This window comes from Spirosoma sp. KNUC1025, assembly GCF_045160025.1.
Classification (GTDB): Bacteria; Bacteroidota; Bacteroidia; order Cytophagales; family Spirosomataceae; genus Spirosoma.
The window spans coordinates 1,937,389-1,957,178 of the sequence record NZ_CP087139.1 but is presented as its reverse complement, the minus strand read 5'-3'; the positions used below and the strand labels follow the sequence as shown (position 1 = coordinate 1,957,178).

General features: G+C 47.6%; 15 protein-coding genes. 12 read left to right on the top strand and 3 right to left on the bottom strand.

What is annotated here, in order from left to right:
• Positions 1-162: 162 nt before the first annotated feature.
• The 5 genes from LN737_RS08510 to LN737_RS08490 are packed head-to-tail and all read left to right on the top strand — an operon-like array spanning position 163 to position 6,687.
• Positions 163-3,165, top strand: coding sequence for a glycoside hydrolase family 3 N-terminal domain-containing protein (locus tag LN737_RS08510; RefSeq protein ID WP_405520348.1), 3,003 nt, complete (start codon positions 163-165; stop codon positions 3,163-3,165).
• A complete protein-coding gene (locus LN737_RS08505) occupies positions 3,162-3,617 on the top strand; it encodes a DinB family protein (protein WP_405517940.1) in 456 nt (151 codons plus the stop codon). The genes LN737_RS08510 and LN737_RS08505 overlap by 4 nt, the downstream gene beginning before the upstream one ends.
• A 35-nt stretch (positions 3,618-3,652) precedes the next feature.
• Positions 3,653-5,734, top strand: coding sequence for a glycoside hydrolase family 97 protein (locus LN737_RS08500; RefSeq protein WP_405517939.1), 2,082 nt, complete (start codon positions 3,653-3,655; stop codon positions 5,732-5,734).
• Positions 5,735-5,746: 12 nt separating this feature from the next.
• On the top strand, positions 5,747-6,118 hold the full coding sequence (locus LN737_RS08495) for a hypothetical protein (RefSeq protein WP_405517937.1): 372 nt from the start codon (positions 5,747-5,749) through the stop codon (positions 6,116-6,118).
• Between the two features lie 32 nt (positions 6,119-6,150).
• Positions 6,151-6,687 (top strand): hypothetical protein, encoded by a 537-nt coding sequence (locus LN737_RS08490; protein WP_405517935.1) that lies wholly within the window; start codon positions 6,151-6,153, stop codon positions 6,685-6,687.
• A 4-nt stretch (positions 6,688-6,691) separates the two neighbouring features.
• Here the strand turns inward: LN737_RS08490 and nth are convergent, their stop codons facing one another.
• Complete coding sequence (nth, locus tag LN737_RS08485) at positions 6,692-7,354, bottom strand: endonuclease III (RefSeq protein WP_405517934.1); 663 nt, start codon at positions 7,352-7,354, stop codon at positions 6,692-6,694.
• 74 nt (positions 7,355-7,428) lie between these two features.
• Complete coding sequence (locus LN737_RS08480; RefSeq protein WP_405517933.1) at positions 7,429-8,688, bottom strand: OmpA family protein; 1,260 nt, start codon at positions 8,686-8,688, stop codon at positions 7,429-7,431.
• A gap of 423 nt (positions 8,689-9,111) precedes the next feature.
• Here LN737_RS08480 and LN737_RS08475 point away from each other — a divergent pair, with 423 nt between their 5' ends.
• The 7 genes from LN737_RS08475 (at position 9,112) to LN737_RS08445 (ending at position 17,430) form a co-directional block, all read left to right on the top strand.
• Positions 9,112-12,207: a TonB-dependent receptor gene (locus LN737_RS08475; protein ID WP_405517931.1), complete on the top strand. Its 3,096-nt coding sequence runs from the start codon at positions 9,112-9,114 to the stop codon at positions 12,205-12,207.
• A gap of 38 nt (positions 12,208-12,245) precedes the next feature.
• Complete coding sequence (locus tag LN737_RS08470) at positions 12,246-13,598, top strand: RagB/SusD family nutrient uptake outer membrane protein (protein WP_405517929.1); 1,353 nt, start codon at positions 12,246-12,248, stop codon at positions 13,596-13,598.
• Between the two features lie 443 nt (positions 13,599-14,041).
• A complete protein-coding gene (locus LN737_RS08465) occupies positions 14,042-14,557 on the top strand; it encodes a hypothetical protein (RefSeq protein WP_405517927.1) in 516 nt (171 codons plus the stop codon).
• A gap of 110 nt (positions 14,558-14,667) precedes the next feature.
• Positions 14,668-15,159 (top strand): hypothetical protein, encoded by a 492-nt coding sequence (locus LN737_RS08460; protein WP_405517926.1) that lies wholly within the window; start codon positions 14,668-14,670, stop codon positions 15,157-15,159.
• A gap of 647 nt (positions 15,160-15,806) precedes the next feature.
• A complete protein-coding gene (locus tag LN737_RS08455) occupies positions 15,807-16,190 on the top strand; it encodes a hypothetical protein (protein WP_405517924.1) in 384 nt (127 codons plus the stop codon).
• 22 nt (positions 16,191-16,212) lie between these two features.
• Positions 16,213-16,683 carry a hypothetical protein gene (locus LN737_RS08450; protein ID WP_405517922.1) on the top strand — a complete coding sequence of 157 codons (471 nt, stop codon included), beginning with the start codon at positions 16,213-16,215 and terminating at the stop codon, positions 16,681-16,683.
• A 384-nt stretch (positions 16,684-17,067) separates the two neighbouring features.
• The gene (locus LN737_RS08445) at positions 17,068-17,430 is read left to right on the top strand and encodes a hypothetical protein (RefSeq protein ID WP_405517920.1); all 363 of its coding nucleotides are present in this window, start codon (positions 17,068-17,070) and stop codon (positions 17,428-17,430) included.
• A gap of 56 nt (positions 17,431-17,486) precedes the next feature.
• On the opposite strand, the gene LN737_RS08440 is transcribed toward LN737_RS08445, so the two are convergent.
• Positions 17,487-19,766 (bottom strand): M43 family zinc metalloprotease, encoded by a 2,280-nt coding sequence (locus LN737_RS08440; protein WP_405517918.1) that lies wholly within the window; start codon positions 19,764-19,766, stop codon positions 17,487-17,489.
• Between the last annotated feature and the right edge of the window lie 24 nt (positions 19,767-19,790).

Here is a 19,790-nt window from a genome sequence, read left to right as displayed (position 1 = left end):
AAACCATTCGCTAGAAATATAGGGAAATGAAACATGTCAATTCCCTCAACGCCTGACTAATCCGCTTAATACGGTAGCTAACTCGTTCCGGTGAAAACCTTTATCGAATACGCAGGCAATACTTTTTGTATTTTTGACCTCTCACGACCCAATCTACTCATTATGCCTTTGTGCCGGTCCATTTTTTTTGGTGTAGTTAGTGTTCTGCTCTTCACAACAACTTTTGCGCAAACCACCCCTACATTTCTTCAACTCAACGCTCGTCAGAATTGCTGGGTCGATTCGGTTTTCACAAACATGTCGGCCGACGACCGCATCGCCCAATTGATTATGGTAGCGGGTTATTCCAACCGTAGACCATCCTACGAAGATTCGTTATTAACACTCATACGTACGTACAAACTTGGGGGCGTTGTGATGTTTCAGGGCGGCCCCGTCAGGCAGGCGCAACTTACGAATCGCTTGCAGGCTGTTTCGCCCGTACCGCTGCTGATTGCTATGGATGCCGAATGGGGTATTGCGATGCGTTTAGACAGTACGGTTCGGTATCCGTATCAGATGACGCTGGGCGCCATGCAGGGCAACGATACGTTACTGTACCAAATGGGCGCTAACCTGGCCCGCCAGGCTCGTCGGCTGGGCATGCATGTCAATTTTGCCCCGACCGTCGACGTAAATAATAATCCAAACAATCCGGTGATCAATTTCAGGTCATTCGGTGAAGATAAATATGCCGTGGCCCGGAAAGCCCTGGCTTATATGCGTGGTATGCAGAACAACGGCCTGTTAACCAGTCTTAAGCATTTTCCGGGGCATGGCGATACAGGGACCGATTCGCACTATGATCTACCGCTAATTGGGAAAAGCCGCGCTCAGCTTGATTCGTTGGAGCTGTACCCATTCCGGCAGCTCATCAATGCCGGAGCTTCCGGTGTTATGGTTGCTCACCTGAGCATACCGGCGCTGGATACGACCCGTAACCGCCCTTCTACCCTATCACCTGCCATCGTGACGAACCTGCTCAAAAACGAGCTTGGATTTAAAGGGCTGGTCTTTTCGGATGCAATGAATATGAAAGGCGTAACCAAATATTTTCCGTCGGGCCAGGCCGATGAACTTGGTATTGAGGCTGGGATGGACGTACTGGAATTTACGGAAGACGTACCGGCCGCGCTGGCTCAGATCAAACTGGCGGTCTCTTTGGGTCGTATTAGTCAAGCGTCGCTAGATGAGCGCTGCCTGAAAGTGTTACGTGCTAAAGCATGGGCTGGCCTGGATCAGTACAAACCCATTGTGCTCGATAATCTGGTTAGTGACTTAAACACTCCGCAGGATGAACTACTGAACCGGAAACTTACAGAAGCCAGTCTGACGGTTCTGAAAAATGACCAAAATATTCTGCCCCTGCAGCACCTGGATACGCTACGGATTGCTACCGTAGCAATTGAAAGTGACAAGATGACCGCTTTTCAGCAGATGGCCAGCAACTATACACAGATCGACCACTTTAACATAACCACCCGAACCCCCGATTCAACACTAGCAGTTGTCCGCGATTCGCTTAAGAACTACAACCTGCTTTTAATCGACGTTCATTTGAATAATATCCGGCCCGCAGCCAAGTACGGAATGCAGGCACGAACTGCTGCGCTGGTAAGCGAACTGGTAGCAACGGGCAAGGCAGTCGTTACGGTGTTTGGCAATGCATATGTGCTGGATAAGCTGACGTTTCCGATGGATACGGCTCAGCCCAGTCGCAGTATCGAAAATGCCCGCGCCATTGTTATGCCCTACCAGCTGACCAACTACACTGAAGAACTGGCTGCTCAACTCATTTTTGGGGCTATTGGCTCGTCCGGAAAGTTGCCCGTTACGGTCAATCAGCGGTTCAGGCTGGGCGATGGCGTACCCACTCAGTCGAATGGGCGGATGAAATACACCATCCCTGAAGAAGTAGGCATCGACAGCCGCTACCTGACCCAGCAGGTCGACTCACTGGTGAACGTAGGGCTTACCCAGCGGGCGTTTCCGGGTTGTGTGGTACAGATGGCCAAAGATGGTAAGGTGATTTTCCGAAAAGCTTACGGCAGTCATACCTACGATGCATCGCTGGGTGTTGAGCCAACACCTGTCCAACTGGACGATCTTTACGATATGGCGTCCGTTACGAAAGTCAGCGCATCGACACCCGCACTCATGCGCCTGGTGGATGAAGGGAAGTTTAACCTGAACGGTAAAATGGCGGATTACCTGCCTGGTTTTAAGAAATCAAACAAAGCCGATCTGCTCTGGCGGGATGTGCTCACGCATCAGGCCCGGCTGAGAGCCTGGATACCGTTCTGGATGGACACGAAAAATCCGGACGGTACGTGGAAACCTAAAACGTTCAAGTCCGAAAAGTCGGGTCGGTACCCGATTGAAGTAACCGACAGCCTGTTCGAGTTCAAAAATTACCCGAAAACAATCTTCGAACAGATCCGCGACTCGCCCCTAAACCCAAAGAAAGAATATGTGTATTCCGATCTGTCGTTTATTCTTTACCCACAGATTGTCAAACGCCTGACAAAGGAAAACTTCGAGGACTATCTCAAAACGACGTTCTACCATCCGCTGGGCGCTTACACGTTGACCTTCAAGCCCCGGCGGTTCTATTCCTTAAATCGTATTGTGCCAACGGAGTACGATTCATTATTCCGAAAAACACTAATTTGGGGACGTGTTCATGACGAAGGGGCTGCCATGCTCGATGGGTTGTCGGGCCATGCTGGCTTATTTGGTACGGCCAATGATTTGATGAAGGTATACGAAATGTACCGGCAAAAAGGAAGCTACGGCGGGCAGCAGTTTATCTCCGCAAAAACGATTGCTGAATTTACCCGTTATCAGTTTCCAGAGTTGGGCAACCGGCGTGGACTGGCTTTCGATAAACCGTCTTTTACGTATTCAGGCAACGGTCCTAAATCGGCTACCAAGGCAAGTTTTGGGCATTCTGGCTTTACGGGTACATTTGTCTGGGTAGAGCCCGATCCGGCTTATAACCTGACGTACGTCTTTTTATCCAACCGTGTCTATCCAACCCGAAATAATAATAAAATCAGTTCGCTTAACACCCGGACAAACATTGTTGAAGCTCTTTATCAGGCTACTAAACGGGGGATACAATGAAAGACTACCTGATTCATTTACTTGATTACGAACTCTGGGCCAACCTTCGGGTGATCAACTCGCTTGAGACGGTCACAAGTCCTCCTTCGAGGGCAATTGCCGTAATGGGGCACGTACTGGCGGCTCAGCACGTATGGTACGGTCGAATGGCGAATGAATCGGTATTTGTTTCCATCTGGGAAGATATTCCGGTTAGCTGGATGACCGAAACCGCCGAACGACAACACCGTCAGCTCGTCAGCTTTATAGAAACGGTTACTGACCCCATCTTGTATCGGCCAATTCATTACAAAAACTCCAAAGGCATCGCGTATCAGGACACCATGCAGGATATGCTGACCCATATGAGCCACCATGCCGCTTACCACCGGGGGCAGGTTGTACAACTTATTCGGCCCATGCTAAAAGAAGCTCCCGTAACGGATTATATAGTCTGGAAACGGGGTGGCTAATCGAATAATTGTTTATCCTATACCCTACCCCTTTCATGCTAACCGTTCGCCATTTTCTTGCTGCCGTACTTTTCGTCTGCCACGCATCGATTCTCCACGCGCAGCAGACGATTTCTATGTCGTCGCCCGATAAAGCCGTTCTGTTAACCATCGGTAATAACAGTACTGGAAACGTAACGTACCGAATTTCGTATAAGGGCAAGAACGTAATTGAACCCTCCGGCCTCGGGTTCGTTTTCAGCAAACCACAGATTACGCTCACCACGTTTTCGATTACCTCAACCGATTCATCAACCGTCGATCAGACATGGAAGCCCGTTTGGGGCGAGGTCAGCCAGATACGTGACCATCACAAAGAACTGGCCGTAACGCTAGCCGCAAAAGGCAGTTCGGGCATTTCGGTACGGGTCCGGTTTCGTGTTTTTAACGACGGGGTTGGTTTCCGGTATGAGTTTCCGCAGCAGAAAGCGCTTACGCATTTTGTGGTCGATGATGAGAAAACGCAGTTTACGTTTGCTGCCGACCACAAAACATTCTGGATACCGGGCGACTACGACACCAATGAGTACCTCTACAATTTTACCAGACTTAGTGAGGTCGATGCGCTTTCGGCGGCAAACAAAGAAAAAGACATAGCCCTGAAATCGCTGGTGGGCGCCGATGTCATCCAGAGCCCGCTGCTCGCCAAAACAGCCGATGGCCTGTACGTCAGTATTTTCGAAGCCGCACTCATCAATTATCCGGTTATGCATCTGCGACTGGACAAAAAAGCGCTACGTCTGACGGCGCAGTTGGTACCCGATGCGGTGGGCAACAAAGCGTATCTGCAAACGCCCGCTCAGACGCCCTGGCGGACGATCATCGTCAGCGACAAAGCGACGGATTTGTTGTCATCTAAACTGATTTTGAATCTCAATGAGCCATCCGTCATTACCGATCCATCGTGGATAAAGCCCCAAAAATTTGTGGGCATGTGGTGGGAAATGCATATCGGAAAAGCAAACTGGGAAAAAGCGAACGGTAAACACGGCGCAAATACCCAGAACGTAAAAACTTACATTGACTTTGCGGCAAAATACGGTTTTGATGGCGTGTTGGTGGAAGGATGGAACGTCGGTTGGGAAGACTGGTTTGGCAACTGGAAAGAAAACGTATTTGATTTTGTAACGCCATACCCTGATTACAACCTGGATTCTCTAACGGCCTACGCTCAGCGAAAAGGCGTCCGGATTATCATGCACCACGAAACGTCTGGCTCCGTTACAAATTACGAACGCCGAATGGATGCCGCCTTTCAGTATATGGTGAAGGAAGGAATCAATACGGTCAAAACGGGATATGTAGGCCGGATTATCCCCAGAGGTGAGCACCATGACAGCCAGTGGATGGTTGGTCATTATCAGCGGGTGGCCGAAAAAGCGGCTCAGTACAGGATTATGCTGGACTCGCACGAATCGTCGCGCCCGACGGGACTGCATCGCACGTATCCGAACTGGATGGCCAGCGAAGCCGCTCGTGGAAGTGAATTCAATAATGCGCCGACTTTAGGAATTACCCCGGAACATACGACGATTTTGCCCTTTACCCGGATGCTTGGAGGCCCCATGGATTTCACACCCGGTTTGTTTCGGTTCAAACTGAACCAGTTCGACAGCACACGTACCACGCGGGTTCGCACGACGTTGGCCAAACAGCTTGCTCTGTATATTACCATTTACAGTCCTCTGCAAATGGCGGCCGACCTACCCGAAAATTACGAAAAGCACCTCGATGCGCTTCAATTTATTCGTGACGTAGCGGTTGATTGGGACGATACGAAAATACTGGCCGCCGAGCCGGGCGACTACGTAACGATTGCGCGTAAAGCCAAGGGTAAAACCGACTGGTTTCTGGGAGCAATAACCGATGAGAACAGCCGCGATCAGACAATTGCGCTGGATTTCCTGGACCCCGGCAAAACCTACGAAGCAACTCTGTATCGGGATGCAGCCAACGCCGACTGGCAGACCAATCCGGAAGCGTACACGATAGAGAAAAAACAGGTAACCAGTCAAACCAGATTGCCTATACATTTGGCCAAAGGTGGTGGCTGTGCCATTCGGCTCGTTAGACAATAATAATCAGACGTAATGAAAACGCTTTTCGCACTGACGGTTCTTGGTTTACTGGTTTTTTCTGAGGTCGATGCACAGACAACGAAGATTAGTATCTATAATGCCACTGGAGCTAAACTATTACGTTTACAACCAGCAGCGCCTAACTCGAAGACCATCACCATTAGACCCTACCACTGGGCTGTGATTCAAATCAATGCCGATAGTTTGGGATTCCTGTTTCAAAATCAGCCTTACTTCCTTCATTTCGAGCGCGTAAAAAGTTATTATTACATTGCCCAGTCAGAATACGTATTTGTCCTTAAGGAAACATCCCAGCGGGAATTTCACCTGACCATTCTGGCCAATAAGGCCGACAGCCCCGACGAATACAGCCTACCGAACTAACTGAATACAAGCCCTCTATCATACGCTATCCCATGCAGCTCATCTATAAATTTCTGCTTTTATTTTTCTGCTCCTTCTCAGCTTTAGCGCAGGTAAAGCTACCCGTCAATGAATTAGGGCAGGTTCAGTATCAGGAAATTGTGCGGCTACCCGACGCCAAACGCCCCGCCAAACAGATTATGGAACAGGCGCGGGAATGGGGCGAAGAACACTACGGTTCGATCCAGACAGCGCAGCAGCAATACGATCCGGAACACAATATCCTGTTTATCAAAGCGTCTTACCCGATCAATAACCAGCTTGTGCGGTATACGCTCACTATTGAGCCGAAATATGGCCGTTACCGGGCTACGCTGACCGATCTAATTGCTGAAAACAACGGCCTCAACGTACCTATTCAAGCCACCAGCCCCACAGCCGAAGAACTGCATCGGGCAGCAGGTGGCAACGCAACCAGTAAGGACGTAATAGAGCAGACCGTTCAACAGCAAACCGAATTGTATCAGCAACTCGACAAAGCCTGCCGGGCTACGTTGGCCAGTTTGAAACAGGCCCTGACTGAAGATTAATTTTTTACCGATGACGCTCTACGCCTACCTGCTCGCACCATTCCAGCACGGGACAGGTTGAACAGTGCGGAAGCGTACCGGTACAGATGTGCTTACCGAATGGCATTAATAACCGGTTGATATTCACCCACTGCTCATGCGGCACCTGCGCTTCCAGAACCTTCAGCGTCTGTTCGGGCTGTTTCGTGTGGACGTATCCCCAGCGGTTCACCACCCGATGTACATGGATATCGACGCTGATGGCGGCCTGGCCTGTTGCCACCCCAAGAGCAAGGTTTGCGCATTTCGGGCCGACGCCTTTCAGCGAGGTAAGCGTAACAAAATCAGCGGGTAGGTTCCCGCCAAACTCATTCACAATCCGTTCGGCAATTCCCCGCATGGTATACGCTTTCTGATCGGGATACGTAGTGCCGTATAGCAGTTTCGTCAGCGTTGGAATATCCAGCGTCAGCAGTTGCTCGGGGGTACGGGCCTGTTCGAATAAGCGTAGCGAGACCGGAATTGTGGTTTCGTCGAGCGTTCGGATAGAGACGATACACGAAATCAGTTGTTCGAACAGCGTATTATAGCCCCGCTCAAACAGGTCAAACATAGCCGCTTTCGGATACGGACGAATGGCTTCTTCGATATGAGACAGAACAACGTTGAGATCGAAATTGGGTTTCATAGGCTTCGGTATTCAGTTTACGGCTCACCACCGTATTGCCGTAGACTGAATACCGAAAACCCACTATCAAAGTTTTAAACTTTCACAATCACCAGTTCCACCCGCCGGTTTTCGGGCCGCTCTTTCAAACTTTTGTTCGTGTTGATAGGTCTGGATGGGCCATAGCCAACGGTTTCGATCCGACCGGCACCGATGCCTTTATCAACCAGGTAGCGTTTCACTTCGTTGACCCGATTGCGCGACAGTTCAACGTTTTTATCAAACTCACCGACTATATCCGTATGCCCTTCCAGCCGAATCTGCATGGTTGGATTGGTTTTCATAACCCCTACCAGCCGGTCAAGCTCAGGAAACGATTCGGGTTTGAGGTCATACTTCGTTACGTTGAAATAAATATTCCTGAGTGTGATTTTAGCCCCTGCTTCAATCGGCACTAAATCAAAATCGCGCGTTACGTCGATCCGGTTGGTAGCCAGTGTATCGCTCTGCCCGAAATACCCTTTGGCCGAAACCGTTACCGCATAAACACCCCGGCGGTCGATGGTAATCTGGTATTTACCCGTCGGGCCAGCGCTCCGGACCGAATCGGCAGGCTCGTCGCTCGACACTTCAGCCCCCGATAATAATCGATACGTTATGGTAGCCTCAATCGGCTGTTTGGTTTTAGCATCCCTGGTTATGCCTTTGATCGCTACAGCCGTTTCCTGTGGTTTTGTTGGCTCAACCGGCTTGGGAGCCTCATTGGGTGTAGTCGGAGGCACAGGTTTTGGTTGTAGTTTCGGCTGAGCAGGTGGCGTGGCTTTGGGAGTGCGTTGCGAATACGTATCTTTTTTACGTGGGTTAATGATATGCACCCCCCAGAAATTGAAACAGATATACCCTCGGCTGTCTTTGCATTCAAATAGATCGAAGGTTGTATAGCCGGGCTCAATCCGCTCAAAATAGGCAACAAAGTCGACGCGTTCGCCGGGGCGCACCCGTCGGCGGGTTTCGCCCGGAATATTTTCGGCTCGAATAAGTTTATACGACTTCTCGCCCTGGTTTACGTATAACCGGGAGTTGGGCTGAAATCCAATATTATTCGTGGATTCGAGTTGTCGCTGTCCACCATTAGGCATTGGAATAGAAAACGGCCACGACCGACCGGACGACTGTTTCGGCGCTTCGAACCGCATGTAAATAATGGTGTATTGCGCCGTTAGCTCAACCCGCTGAATTATTACATCGGTGTCGTTCACGTCATCTACTCGTGGATTCTCAGTTGTATACTGCACCTGCGCGCGTAATCCCGATACGGTCAGGAGAAGCAATAGAGTGAACAGTCTGATTTTCATTGATTTTTGTGTTTACTACATACCCCTAACGATTAGACAGCATCTCCTGTTTCAGGTTTAATACCTAGTCATATACGTTTACGAAAGCGGGCCCTTTTTTACAATATAACCCGCTTTTCGCTGATCGGAACGACCCTTTATGGATTCCTTAGCCAATGGACTATTTATCCTAGCAACCTAATGAAGTAATTACCCGTACTGCTTAATATAAATTTTCCTGCAATGCCAATCAGGATACAAATACGTAGCATACCATGCCTAATAGGGCTTTAACAGCATTTTATTTCAGTAAAATCTTAATCGTCTGAATACTATTTTGTATTTAACTAGTTGTTAGCAATAGGTATTTCTTTAACTCAATTTTAATTAGTGCCGTTCGATTGTATTTTTGCCATCCAATTTAACTTTCATCAGCTTAACAGTATGAGAAAACTCCTACAGATTACCTTCCTATTGCTTGCTACGGTATGGGGGGCCTATGCACAAAATCAGGCTGTTTCGGGCCTGGTAACATCGTCAGATGAGGGAACTGGCCTACCAGGGGTTTCAGTCAGCGTGAAAGGATCAACTCAGGGGACCCTGACAGACGCCAATGGCAATTACCGCCTTTCGGTAGGAAACAATGCTACACTAGTCTTTAGCTTTATTGGGTTTAACTCCGTAGAACAGCCTGTGAATGGTCGTTCCGTTATTAATGTCCAACTGAAGACGGATGTACGCAACCTGAATGAAGTCGTTGTAACGGGATACGGTCAGCAGATCAAGCGCGATCTGACGGGCAACATCGCAAAGGTTCGGGCAGCCGATATTCAGGATCAGCCCGTAACTACTTTTGATCAGGCCCTTCAAGGTAAAGCGGCTGGTGTACAGATCAATGCTGGTTCTGGAAAACTTGGCCAGGGTATTCAGGTACGGGTGCGGGGTCAGTCGTCTGTATCGGCGTCAAATCAGCCGCTTTACGTAATCGACGGAATTCCGGTCACTACCGAAAACCTCAGCTTCAACAGTGCATCGACTAATCCGCTGGCCGATATTAATCCGCAGGATATTGAATCGGTGGATATTCTGAAAGATGCTTCTGCGGGGGCTATTTATGGAGCCCGCGCGGCAAACGGTGTAGTGCTGATTACGACCAAACGAGGAAAAGCAGGACGGACAAATATCAATTTTGGCGCTCAATACGGGTCGAGTAAGCCAACCCGCAAACTGGAGTTTCTGAATACCGAACAATACGTTAGCTTCTACAATCGGGCAGCCGCCAACTCCGACCGGATTGATGGGCTTGATCCAAACGATCCGGATTCCTACACATCGTACATGAAGGGCTTCTATGAAACACAGGGGCTCGGTACGTATGGTACCCCGAATCAGGTCAGTACGAACTGGGGGGATCTGGCCTATCAGGATGCTCCTTATCAACAATATGACCTGAACATCAACGGCGGTAATGAGAAAACCACGTTTTATCTGTCGGGGCAATTGCTGGATCAGAAAGGGATTCTGATTGGAAACGCGCTGCAACGGTACGCCGGTCGTATCAACCTCGACCATCAGGTATCCAGTCGGCTCCGCGTAGGTTTCAATACGGGCCTGACGCGCACCTATAATCAGCGTCTATCGGCAGATAACCAGTTCGATAACCCGATGCAAATGGTAGCTCTGCCGCCAATGACGCCAGCTACTGACCCTACCACTGGTCTTCCAGTGGGTACACCTCCCGGTGATATCAGCATCCCGGTCTATTACAATCCACTGATTAACATCGGCAACTCCTATTTCAACACAACCGTCTATCGGAACATCAGCAGTGTGTACGGTCAGTTGACGCTTATGAAAGGGCTATCCTTCCGTACTGAATTCGGCCTTGACGTACTGAATCAGCAGGAAGAACTTTATTACAACAGCAAAACGCAACGGAATTTCAGTGCGCCACAGGGCATTGGTCAGAACCGTTACGTTCGGGTAGAGAATTACAATACCAACAACTTCTTTACGTACAATACGCTGTTTGGCCGTAGCAATCTCGACGTAACGGTGGGGATGTCTTATCAGCAGTCGCAACAGAAAACCAACTTCACCGAAGGGCGCGATTTCCCGTCTGACGCGTATCGACAGATTGCCAGTGCTGCCCGGAAAACGGACGGTAGCTCTACGGAGTCGAACTTCCGGTTTCTGTCTTATTTTGCCCGCGCCAATTATAAGTTTGCAGACCGCTACCTGCTTGGCTTGAGCGCCCGGATTGATGGTTCGTCGCGTTTCGGACGGAATAGCCGCTACGGTTTCTTCCCGGCCGTTTCGGCAGGATGGGTGCTAACAGAAGAAGAGTTTTTGAAAAGCAACAATACGCTTAGCTTCCTGAAAATTCGGTCGAGCTACGGACGTACCGGGAATGCCGATATTCAAACTGCCGGGAACGTATCGCTTCAGAACTTCCCGCAGCTGGGCCTGTTTACCGGCGACTCGCCCTATGGTGCTCAGCCAGGTCAGCGTCCTTCGCAGCTAGCCAACCCCGATCTGAAATGGGAAACGACGGACCAGTTTGACGTCGGCATTGATTTTGGTTTCCTCAATAACCGCATCAATGGGGAAATCGACTATTACAACAAACAAACGTCGGGTCTGCTGCTGAACGTAAACGTACCGGGAACAACCGGCTTTGCTACCCAATTCAAAAACGTTGGTAAACTGGAAAACCAGGGATTCGAGTTCGTTCTGAACACGGAAAACCTAACCGGTGCTTTCCGCTGGACAACGAATTTCAACGCAGCCATCAACCGCAACAAGATCACGAATTTGCAGGGGCAGATCATCGAAGGGGGTATCAATGCCATGAGCCGCGCCGTGGAAGGACAACCGCTTGGCGTTTTCTTCACGCAGGAGTATGCGGGTGTCGATCCGGCAAACGGCGATGCGCTTTGGTACAAGAACACCACCAACACGGATGGCAGTATCGACCGATCCACGACCAATACGTATAGTCAGGCGCAGCGGGTTGTTGTGGGCAGCCCGCTTCCTAAATGGACCGCCGGCATCACCAACACGTTTAGCTACAAAGGATTCAGCCTGAACGTATTGTTCAATGGCGTGTTTGGCAACAAGCTCAACTTCTACGGTGTAGGCCGGTACTCATCGGCCAACGGCCGATTTGAAGATAACCAGACCGTCAATCAGTTAGCGGCCTGGACACCGGAGAACCCAAACACCAACGTACCGGAAGCGCGTCTGTTCTTCAACAACGGGGCTCAGTCGTCCAGCCGCTTCGTTCTCGATGGCACCTTCGTCCGGCTACGTACGGTTACGTTATCCTACAATCTGCCTAAAACGCTGATTAACCGGATTAAGCTGAATACAGTACGCGTCTTCGTTACTGGCCAGAACCTGCTCACGTTCACGAATTATGCCGGTTGGGACCCAGAGGTGAACGCCGATTACATCGTTTCGAACATTGCTCAGGGCTACGATTTTTACACGGCTCCGCAGGCACGTACCATCACGGGCGGTATCAACATCGGTTTCTAAAAGACGAGACGTACACAATCACTTTTCTTATGCATTTCATGAAAACATACATAAAACACTGGTTATTTGCTGGCGCTGTTAGTGTACTGGTAACAGCCTGCGCTGATCGCCTGAATGTTGAACCGACCCAGAGTATTGAACAAAGCCAGGCGCTGAATACGGAACAGGACGTACAAATCACCCTGATCGGTGCTTACGATGGCCTGAGCGATGTAAACCTTTATGGCGGTGGTATTCAATACATTGGCGATTTACTGGGCGATAACCGCGACGTAGTTTTTGGCGGCACCTTTGCAACCATCGACGAAATCTGGCGCAAAACTGTTACTACGTCGAATACCGTAACCCGCGATTTCTGGCTGGACGGCTACAACGCCATCAACCGCGTCAACAACGTGCTGACCGCCTTGGATAAAGTTAGTGCCGATAACCGGGGCAACGTGGAAGGGCAGGCCCGCTTCATCAGAGGAGCCTTATATTTTGAACTGGTAAAAGCGTTTGGCAAAAGCTGGAACGACGGTACTCCTGCCTCTAACCCCGGTGTTCCGCTGGTTTTGACACCCACTACGGTCATTTCGGACGCCGATAATCGCGTCCGAAATACGGTAGCCGAAGTATACACACAAGTGCTGGATGATCTGACGAAAGCAGAGAGCCTGCTGCCCGAAGAACAGTCAGGTGGAAGCGGTTTCGCCACCAAGGGTGCCGTCGCAGCGATTCTTGCCCGTGTTTATTTGCAGCAGCAGAATTTCACAGCCGCCCGCGATGCCGCAAATCGGGTCATTACGTCCGGGTTATATAGCCTGGAACCTAATTTTGCCGACGTATTTAATGATGCCACCAATGAATCAGAAATCATTTTCAAGATCATTGTAACGGATCAGGATGGTGTTAATGACCTGAACACCTTTTACGCTTCGGTTCCCAATCAGGGACGGGGCGATGTGCGCGTCCAGACAAAATTCCGTCAGCTTTACGGGGCGGCTGATGTGCGGGGAACATTCTTCAGTACGGCCGGCCAGAACACGTTTACCAGCAAATTCAATGACCAGTATGGCGACGTTCCGGTCGTACGGCTGGCTGAAATGTACCTAATTCGCGCCGAAACGAACCTGCGGCTCAATACCAGCGTTGGCGCAACGCCACTGGCGGATGTCAATCTGATTCGCAATCGGGCGAAAGCAACTCCGCTAACTTCGGTTGATCTAGCTGCTATTCTGCTGGAACGCCGGTTGGAATTAGCTTTTGAAGGGCAGCAGCTCGCCGATATCAAACGTACTGCCGGTACCGTAGGCACAACGGCTTATAATGCCAATAATCTGGTACTACCGATTCCACAACGCGAAATCGATACAAACAAAAGCCTGGTACAAAATCCGGGTTATCAATAGAGGCTAGTACACGGCTTCCTTCCCAATGTGCCAGGGAAATGGATTAAATCTTTTATACAAAGAGCGAACTCATCAAGGGTTCGCTCTTTGTTTTTGTCTTTATATCTGCTCTATTACTGCTTCAAAATCCGTTTTCGGAATACCTGTTCGCATATTACTAACTTCACTGGACGAGGATTTCATATCAAGTGGTTACTAGAAGACGTCTATTGTTTCTGATATTTTTATTAATTAGCCCGAGACTAGTTACAATAATTGCGTCAATATATTATACCGCCCGAAGAATTGTCGAGACGAAAGTTTTATACCGCTATGCAATTGAAAGGAATTTATTTTACAGCAGATGAAGTGGCTGTTCTTAATGATATTCTGAATTGAGAAATAACGTTTGGAATTACATCAATCAAAATGGTAGTAAACCCAGTGGTAGTAACAAGTTTATTATGAGTCCTATAGATCAACTACTGTATCCTAAGTTTACTAATCTTGTTAAGAACAACATTGTCGATTATGTAATAAATAACCCAAAAGTATTAAACGCACTTAAAACATTTAGTGGACTCAGTGAGGAAAAAATCCGAGAATTGCTGGCTTTTGGGAAGGGCCCTCGGATCATTATCAAACAAATTAGCAACCCAGCTTATTGGATGAAAGAAGGTTATACCTATGGTTACTTTAAATACAACGAAAATCCAAATGCGATTAATATCGACTACAAAACTATCCAAGCCTATGAGATTGAAAATGCTTGGCCAGAACTCGAAAAAGCTTGGTTCATTCTTTTAGCCAATCTTATAATTCATGAAACGGCCCACTATGGGGCTTTTAAAATACAAACTCTTGATGTTATTGATGGACCAACTAGCATGGGGCCACATCAATTTGATATAGCCGCTTTTGGTTATGCAGCGCTACCTGGAAATGTAATAGACGAAATAGTTTTGAAAAACTCAAAATGAAATACATACTCTACCTCATCTTTTATTCAGTGCTTTTTTGGCGCTGCACAAATCAGAGTACCCAACCTAACACTCATAAATCACCAATAGATACTAGTTTGATAATCATTATGGAAAGCACAAATCTTCTAAACAATTCGTGCTTACCTACTTGTTGGCCACGCGATTTTTCACCTAATAAACGTGCAAATCAATTTATTGCTTATATCTTGGACAGTACTTATTCAGACCAGATAAAACCAAAGTTTTCTAATAAAAAACATGGTGGATATAACTCTACTTATATGGAATTTGATTCTGTTTTTTACCCACTTCTGGAACAGCTAAATCATGTAAAAAGGGAGAAAATTTCTATTCAGGATGTGAAGTTCTTATCCAGACCTGATATTAAAATAGGCTTGGTAAAGGGTTTGATAGGCAACCTTTCAGACAACGCACTAGGATATTTACAAATTTCCCCAGTAATTGTCAATAAATCAAACGACAAAGGTGTATTTTTTTATTCTCTTATAGGAGTGAATAGTAAATCTTGGGTAGTCTCAGTAAAAAAGGGGTCACAAAAATGGCAAATAGTGAATCAATATATTTTGGGCACTTCCTGATTAGTGTATTCTCTTTCAATAAAGAGAATTTTAAATTTACATAAATTATTTTTTTGATACAGACTAAGGAAATAAGTAGCCATTAAATCAACAATAAAAAACAACCAAAGGATTATAAAAATCTTTGGTTGTTTTTTATTGTTGATTTCTCGTTTTTAAACATCCACTTACTTATTCTTACTTCGACGAAATAGACGCCATCAGGCGAGGATTTTATGCCGAGCGGCTGCTGGAAGGCGTCGATTATTTTCTGGTAAATCCGTCCGAGACCTATTCTAAGAATTGCGTCAATATATTTTGCCGCCCGAAGAATGGTCAAGACGAAAGTTTTATACCACTATGCAGTTAAAAGGAATTTATTTTATCGCGGATGAAGTAGCCAGTATACAGGAATATTCCAAAGTGAGAAACAACTTTTAGAGGTAGAATAATATACTAGACCTGAGCAATTTACATTCGATCTCTACAACTATGAAAGTTGTACTTATTGTTTTTTCATGTTTAATCCTCGCTTGCAGTTGTAATCAAACAAAAAAAGATCAACCATTCGCCTGTTGCCTATGGATAGCAGTTTAGCTATCATTCTGACGACGACTAAATTATTATCGGATTCCTGCATACCTATGTGTTGGCCACGCGATTTTTCAATGAAAAAAATCGCTACTCACTACACTGGTTATGTGCTGCAAAATAAGCCAGGTCAACGAATTCATGGGATACATCCAAGTATCCAACTCGATTCAGATTCATCCTTTAATTCGCTCATTGATTATGCTTCCAGAACTGCGTTACGACCCATTTACCCAGAAGATATTAATCCCTTATCAAATCAGCATGTGGATGTTCAGTTGAGTAATGGTTTGCGCGGAAATCTTGCGGATGATGAACTGGGCTATATTGTCGTTTCACCAGTCATTACAAATGGTCAGACTAATCAAGCCGTATTTTTTTATGAATTGTTGGGAGATGGCCACTCTTCATGGATCGTTTGCCTTCGGCGAATGCAGAATCGATGGATAATTGTCAATTAAAAACGTTTATCTGTTTCATAAGATGAAAGTGGTAAAATGGCTTTGTTTCAACAATTTATTATTAATCATACATGTGTTGTTAGCTAGTTGCTCTGCCGGGAATACGTACACTGCTAATAAGCTGACCAGGGAGGATACGACTCGTTTAGTTCAACGTATTATATCCGATAAACAGCTCGGAGCTGATGTAAAAAAGGCTTTTGGCAACGTGCAATTTAAGCTTATAGAGGGTATAGCCACCCAAACAGATGAGCCCTACGTGTTTGCAGGCAAGCCCGTCAAAATCGTCCCGTCACCTTCAAAAGATATATTGCAAATTCACGTACAACATCCCAACGAATTGTATGTCAGCATACCATCAATTAAGTTTTTTACTAGAGACTCAGCGAGTGTGATACTAATTTTTCATGCTGGCAATGCTACAGATCTTTATACTCTAAAAAAGGAACAAGATTCTTGGGTAATACGAGGGCATCAATACGGAAAATTTTAAGCTTATAACCTATTGTTTATCAAGATGATGTTTATTATTTCATAAAAATACTTGATCAACAGACAACAGACAATACAGTTTGATGATGCCGTGTATTTTGACGTGAGAGCTGGTTACGCACGCTATATGAAGAAAGTTGGGGCGCCACTCATTTAATACGTACTGATTAATGAAAAAAGAAATAATCTCAGTAATCGTAGCGCTGTATTTATTGCTGTGGGGTTGTAAACCGGAATCCGTTCACACACAACTAGCTGGTTATACAATCCAATTTCCCGTAACAACAGCCGATTTACAGAAACAATACCCTAAGGGTTATAAATTGGGGATACCCAATTTATTGACTCCAGTCAATCTGTTAGGGCAGAATGGCGGTTTACTTCTTTGGGAGGGAAAGGGAATCAAGACCCTGGCAACGAACCTTATGGTGTTGTTATCCTACTAAAAGGCAAGGGGTATCAACTCGACTCGGTTAAGGCAGCTTTGGAAGTTCAGTTTAAAAAAAGATTAAATCCTCTAACAATAAATAAGCTTGAAGGCAATTTCGATAAGATAAGTCCTCCTATCTATGCATGCCATATTAACGGAGATGCAATCGTTCTACTCACTAAAGCGGCCAATCATCGGGGAGATTCTTGGAGTGAATATAACAGCTTGCGTATTTCCATTGGCTACAATCTGACTAAAGAAGAGGAAGAATTATTTGCCGTCACGAGCGGAGGTATTGATGGAGATAAGCAGTTATAACGGAAGCAATAAATGAAAACGGGGTAGGCGTTTTGAAGCACCTACCCCGTTTTCATTTATTGCTTCACAATCCGTTTTCGGAATACCTGTTCACCAATTCGCACTTCGACAAAGTAGACGCCACCGGGCGAGGATTTCATGTCGAACGGTTGCTGGAACGTATCGCTCGTTTTCTGGTATTTCTGTTGCATCAATTCAACACCGCTTATGCTACGTATGCCCAGTGTCAACGTGCCTCGCTGTGGGCCGCTGAAATACACCGTCATTTGTCCGTCGCTGGGGTTTGGCGTTACCTGCAATGCCTGTTCAGCGATGGGTATTGTCGCCGTTACGGTCCCTGTCCGCACGTATACCTGTATGACGGCATCGGTCGTACATAAATCCTGACCGGAGCCCGAAACGGTATAGGAGGTCGTTTGTGTTGGCTGCGCTACTACCTGCGGTCCTAATGTGGCATTCAGACCGGTACCTTTCCAAGTGAAAATACTGGCTCCTTTCGCGTTTAACGTAACGGTCTGCCCCGGATCGACAAAAATAGCTGAAGCCGCCACCTGTACCGATGATTTCTGCCCAACGCGAGCCGCTACGTAATGCGCTACGTTTAGTCCCAGACTATCGGCATACCGAAGCCAGTCGCCCTGCCGATTTTGCCGCCAGGCCGTGGCCGAAAGCGATTCCCCATTTTTAGTCGTTACCAGCGCAACGGTGTCACCCGCCACATAGGGCAACGTAATACCAATGTGGAACGGTAGGCTGTTGACCGGAATGTTCTGATCGAACGTAACCGAGGTGGTCCGGTTATTGGCCACATCGTTCAGAATATCGCGTAACGGAACATCTTTCTGCGTCAGTATGGCACCGGGTCCGTTCTGGAAACCACGACCGTTCCAGACCGTAACCGTCACGACCGATTCTGTAGCGGCTCCTCGGGCAGCTTTAGCTACGCCGAATTTCAACGTAGCGCCCGCCAGATTTGTGTACCCTAACCGATTCTGGAAAAACTCCGAAACAGCCTGCGACCGATGGCTGTTCTGCCCAGCTACGTAACCTGTCCCATTCGATTCCCGTAATACCGTAGGCGTTCCGTTGAAATTGGTCATCTCGTTGCAAAGACCGGCGTTCAGTACTTCAATGTATTTGGTACGTACCAACGGATCAGACGACCCGATGGCGTTAGAGGCTACCAGCGTAACGCTGAAGACGCCAGCCTGATTATAGGTAACCGTTGGGTTCTGCTCCGTTGATGTCGAGGGCGTTCCACCTTCGAATGTCCACTGCCACCGGGTCGGAAAACCGCTGGATAGATCGGTAAACTTAATCTGGCCACCCAGTAGAACCTGCTGGTTATCGGCCCGGAAGTTTGCCTGCGGACGTGTGGCCACCTGCGTACCACACACGTTCGACGACAACAGACTGGCCCTGCGCGGGCTGTTGTTCATCACTGCCCGGATACGATCTTTCTGATTGAGCGTAAAGATGTTCATGCAGGCATCATTGGAATAGTCCATGTAATTCTGCACCATGTTTGTTGTTCCACAGCTAACCCGCCCTACCGGACAGCCGCTGCTGGCTGACGCCTGAGTCGGCGTATCCGCACAGAAATCATCGCCACAGTTGGTATCGCCCCAGATGTGGCGAAGACCAAGCCAGTGCCCAGTTTCATGGGTTAAGGTCCGGCCTAGATTATACGTCGGCCGCATGGTTGGAAAGTTTCCTTTTTCAGCATTTCCAAACGAGCGATAATCAACAACTACCCCATCAGTGCTGGCAGGGCCATCGGACGGAATACCGGGCAGATTCGACTGAGTTGGAAATTGAGCATAACCCAGCAACTGACCACCACCCGCTATCTGATCATTCAGATCAACAACCCATACGTTGTAATACTTATCCGGATTCCAGTAGGTGCTCGGTTTTAGCACACCCTCAATGGCATCACGATCCCAGTTGGTCCGATTGCCATTGTATCGATCAATGCCCGGTTCGGCCATTGGATTGCCCTGCGGATTGAGGATAGCGGGACAAAATTCGATTTCGATATCAGCGCCAAGTGGGTTTTCGTTAAAGCCACGTGTACCAAGTTTCCGGCGATAATCTTCATTCAGCGTGGTCAACTGGGCCTGCACCTGAGCTAGACTAATGTTTCGCCCTGTTCCCACAGCTTCGCCATTATGAACGACGTGTACGACAACCGGAATCGTGATGACGGTGGCGGCCAACCGCCCCGCCTGTACTTTCTTTTTCAGATCAAATATTTTTAGCTGTAAATCGCGCTCAAAATCATTTAGCGACCCTAATTGTGGGTATTTAGCCCGAAGCATGCTATCCATTTCCATAGTAGCGCACTGTTCTGCTGCTTT

What these genes read in the sequence shown, in the direction of transcription:
- LN737_RS08510 (WP_405520348.1), top strand. Translation starts at nt 163, where the DNA reads ATGCCTTTGTGCCGGTCCATTTTTTTTGGTGTAGTTAGTGTTCTGCTC.
- LN737_RS08505 (WP_405517940.1), top strand. Translation starts at nt 3,162, where the DNA reads ATGAAAGACTACCTGATTCATTTACTTGATTACGAACTCTGGGCCAAC.
- LN737_RS08500 (WP_405517939.1), top strand. Translation starts at nt 3,653, where the DNA reads ATGCTAACCGTTCGCCATTTTCTTGCTGCCGTACTTTTCGTCTGCCAC.
- LN737_RS08495 (WP_405517937.1), top strand. Translation starts at nt 5,747, where the DNA reads ATGAAAACGCTTTTCGCACTGACGGTTCTTGGTTTACTGGTTTTTTCT.
- LN737_RS08490 (WP_405517935.1), top strand. Translation starts at nt 6,151, where the DNA reads ATGCAGCTCATCTATAAATTTCTGCTTTTATTTTTCTGCTCCTTCTCA.
- nth (WP_405517934.1), bottom strand. Translation starts at nt 7,354, where the DNA reads ATGAAACCCAATTTCGATCTCAACGTTGTTCTGTCTCATATCGAAGAA.
- LN737_RS08480 (WP_405517933.1), bottom strand. Translation starts at nt 8,688, where the DNA reads ATGAAAATCAGACTGTTCACTCTATTGCTTCTCCTGACCGTATCGGGA.
- LN737_RS08475 (WP_405517931.1), top strand. Translation starts at nt 9,112, where the DNA reads ATGAGAAAACTCCTACAGATTACCTTCCTATTGCTTGCTACGGTATGG.
- LN737_RS08470 (WP_405517929.1), top strand. Translation starts at nt 12,246, where the DNA reads ATGAAAACATACATAAAACACTGGTTATTTGCTGGCGCTGTTAGTGTA.
- LN737_RS08465 (WP_405517927.1), top strand. Translation starts at nt 14,042, where the DNA reads ATGAGTCCTATAGATCAACTACTGTATCCTAAGTTTACTAATCTTGTT.
- LN737_RS08460 (WP_405517926.1), top strand. Translation starts at nt 14,668, where the DNA reads ATGGAAAGCACAAATCTTCTAAACAATTCGTGCTTACCTACTTGTTGG.
- LN737_RS08455 (WP_405517924.1), top strand. Translation starts at nt 15,807, where the DNA reads ATGAAAAAAATCGCTACTCACTACACTGGTTATGTGCTGCAAAATAAG.
- LN737_RS08450 (WP_405517922.1), top strand. Translation starts at nt 16,213, where the DNA reads ATGAAAGTGGTAAAATGGCTTTGTTTCAACAATTTATTATTAATCATA.
- LN737_RS08440 (WP_405517918.1), bottom strand. Translation starts at nt 19,766, where the DNA reads ATGGAAATGGATAGCATGCTTCGGGCTAAATACCCACAATTAGGGTCG.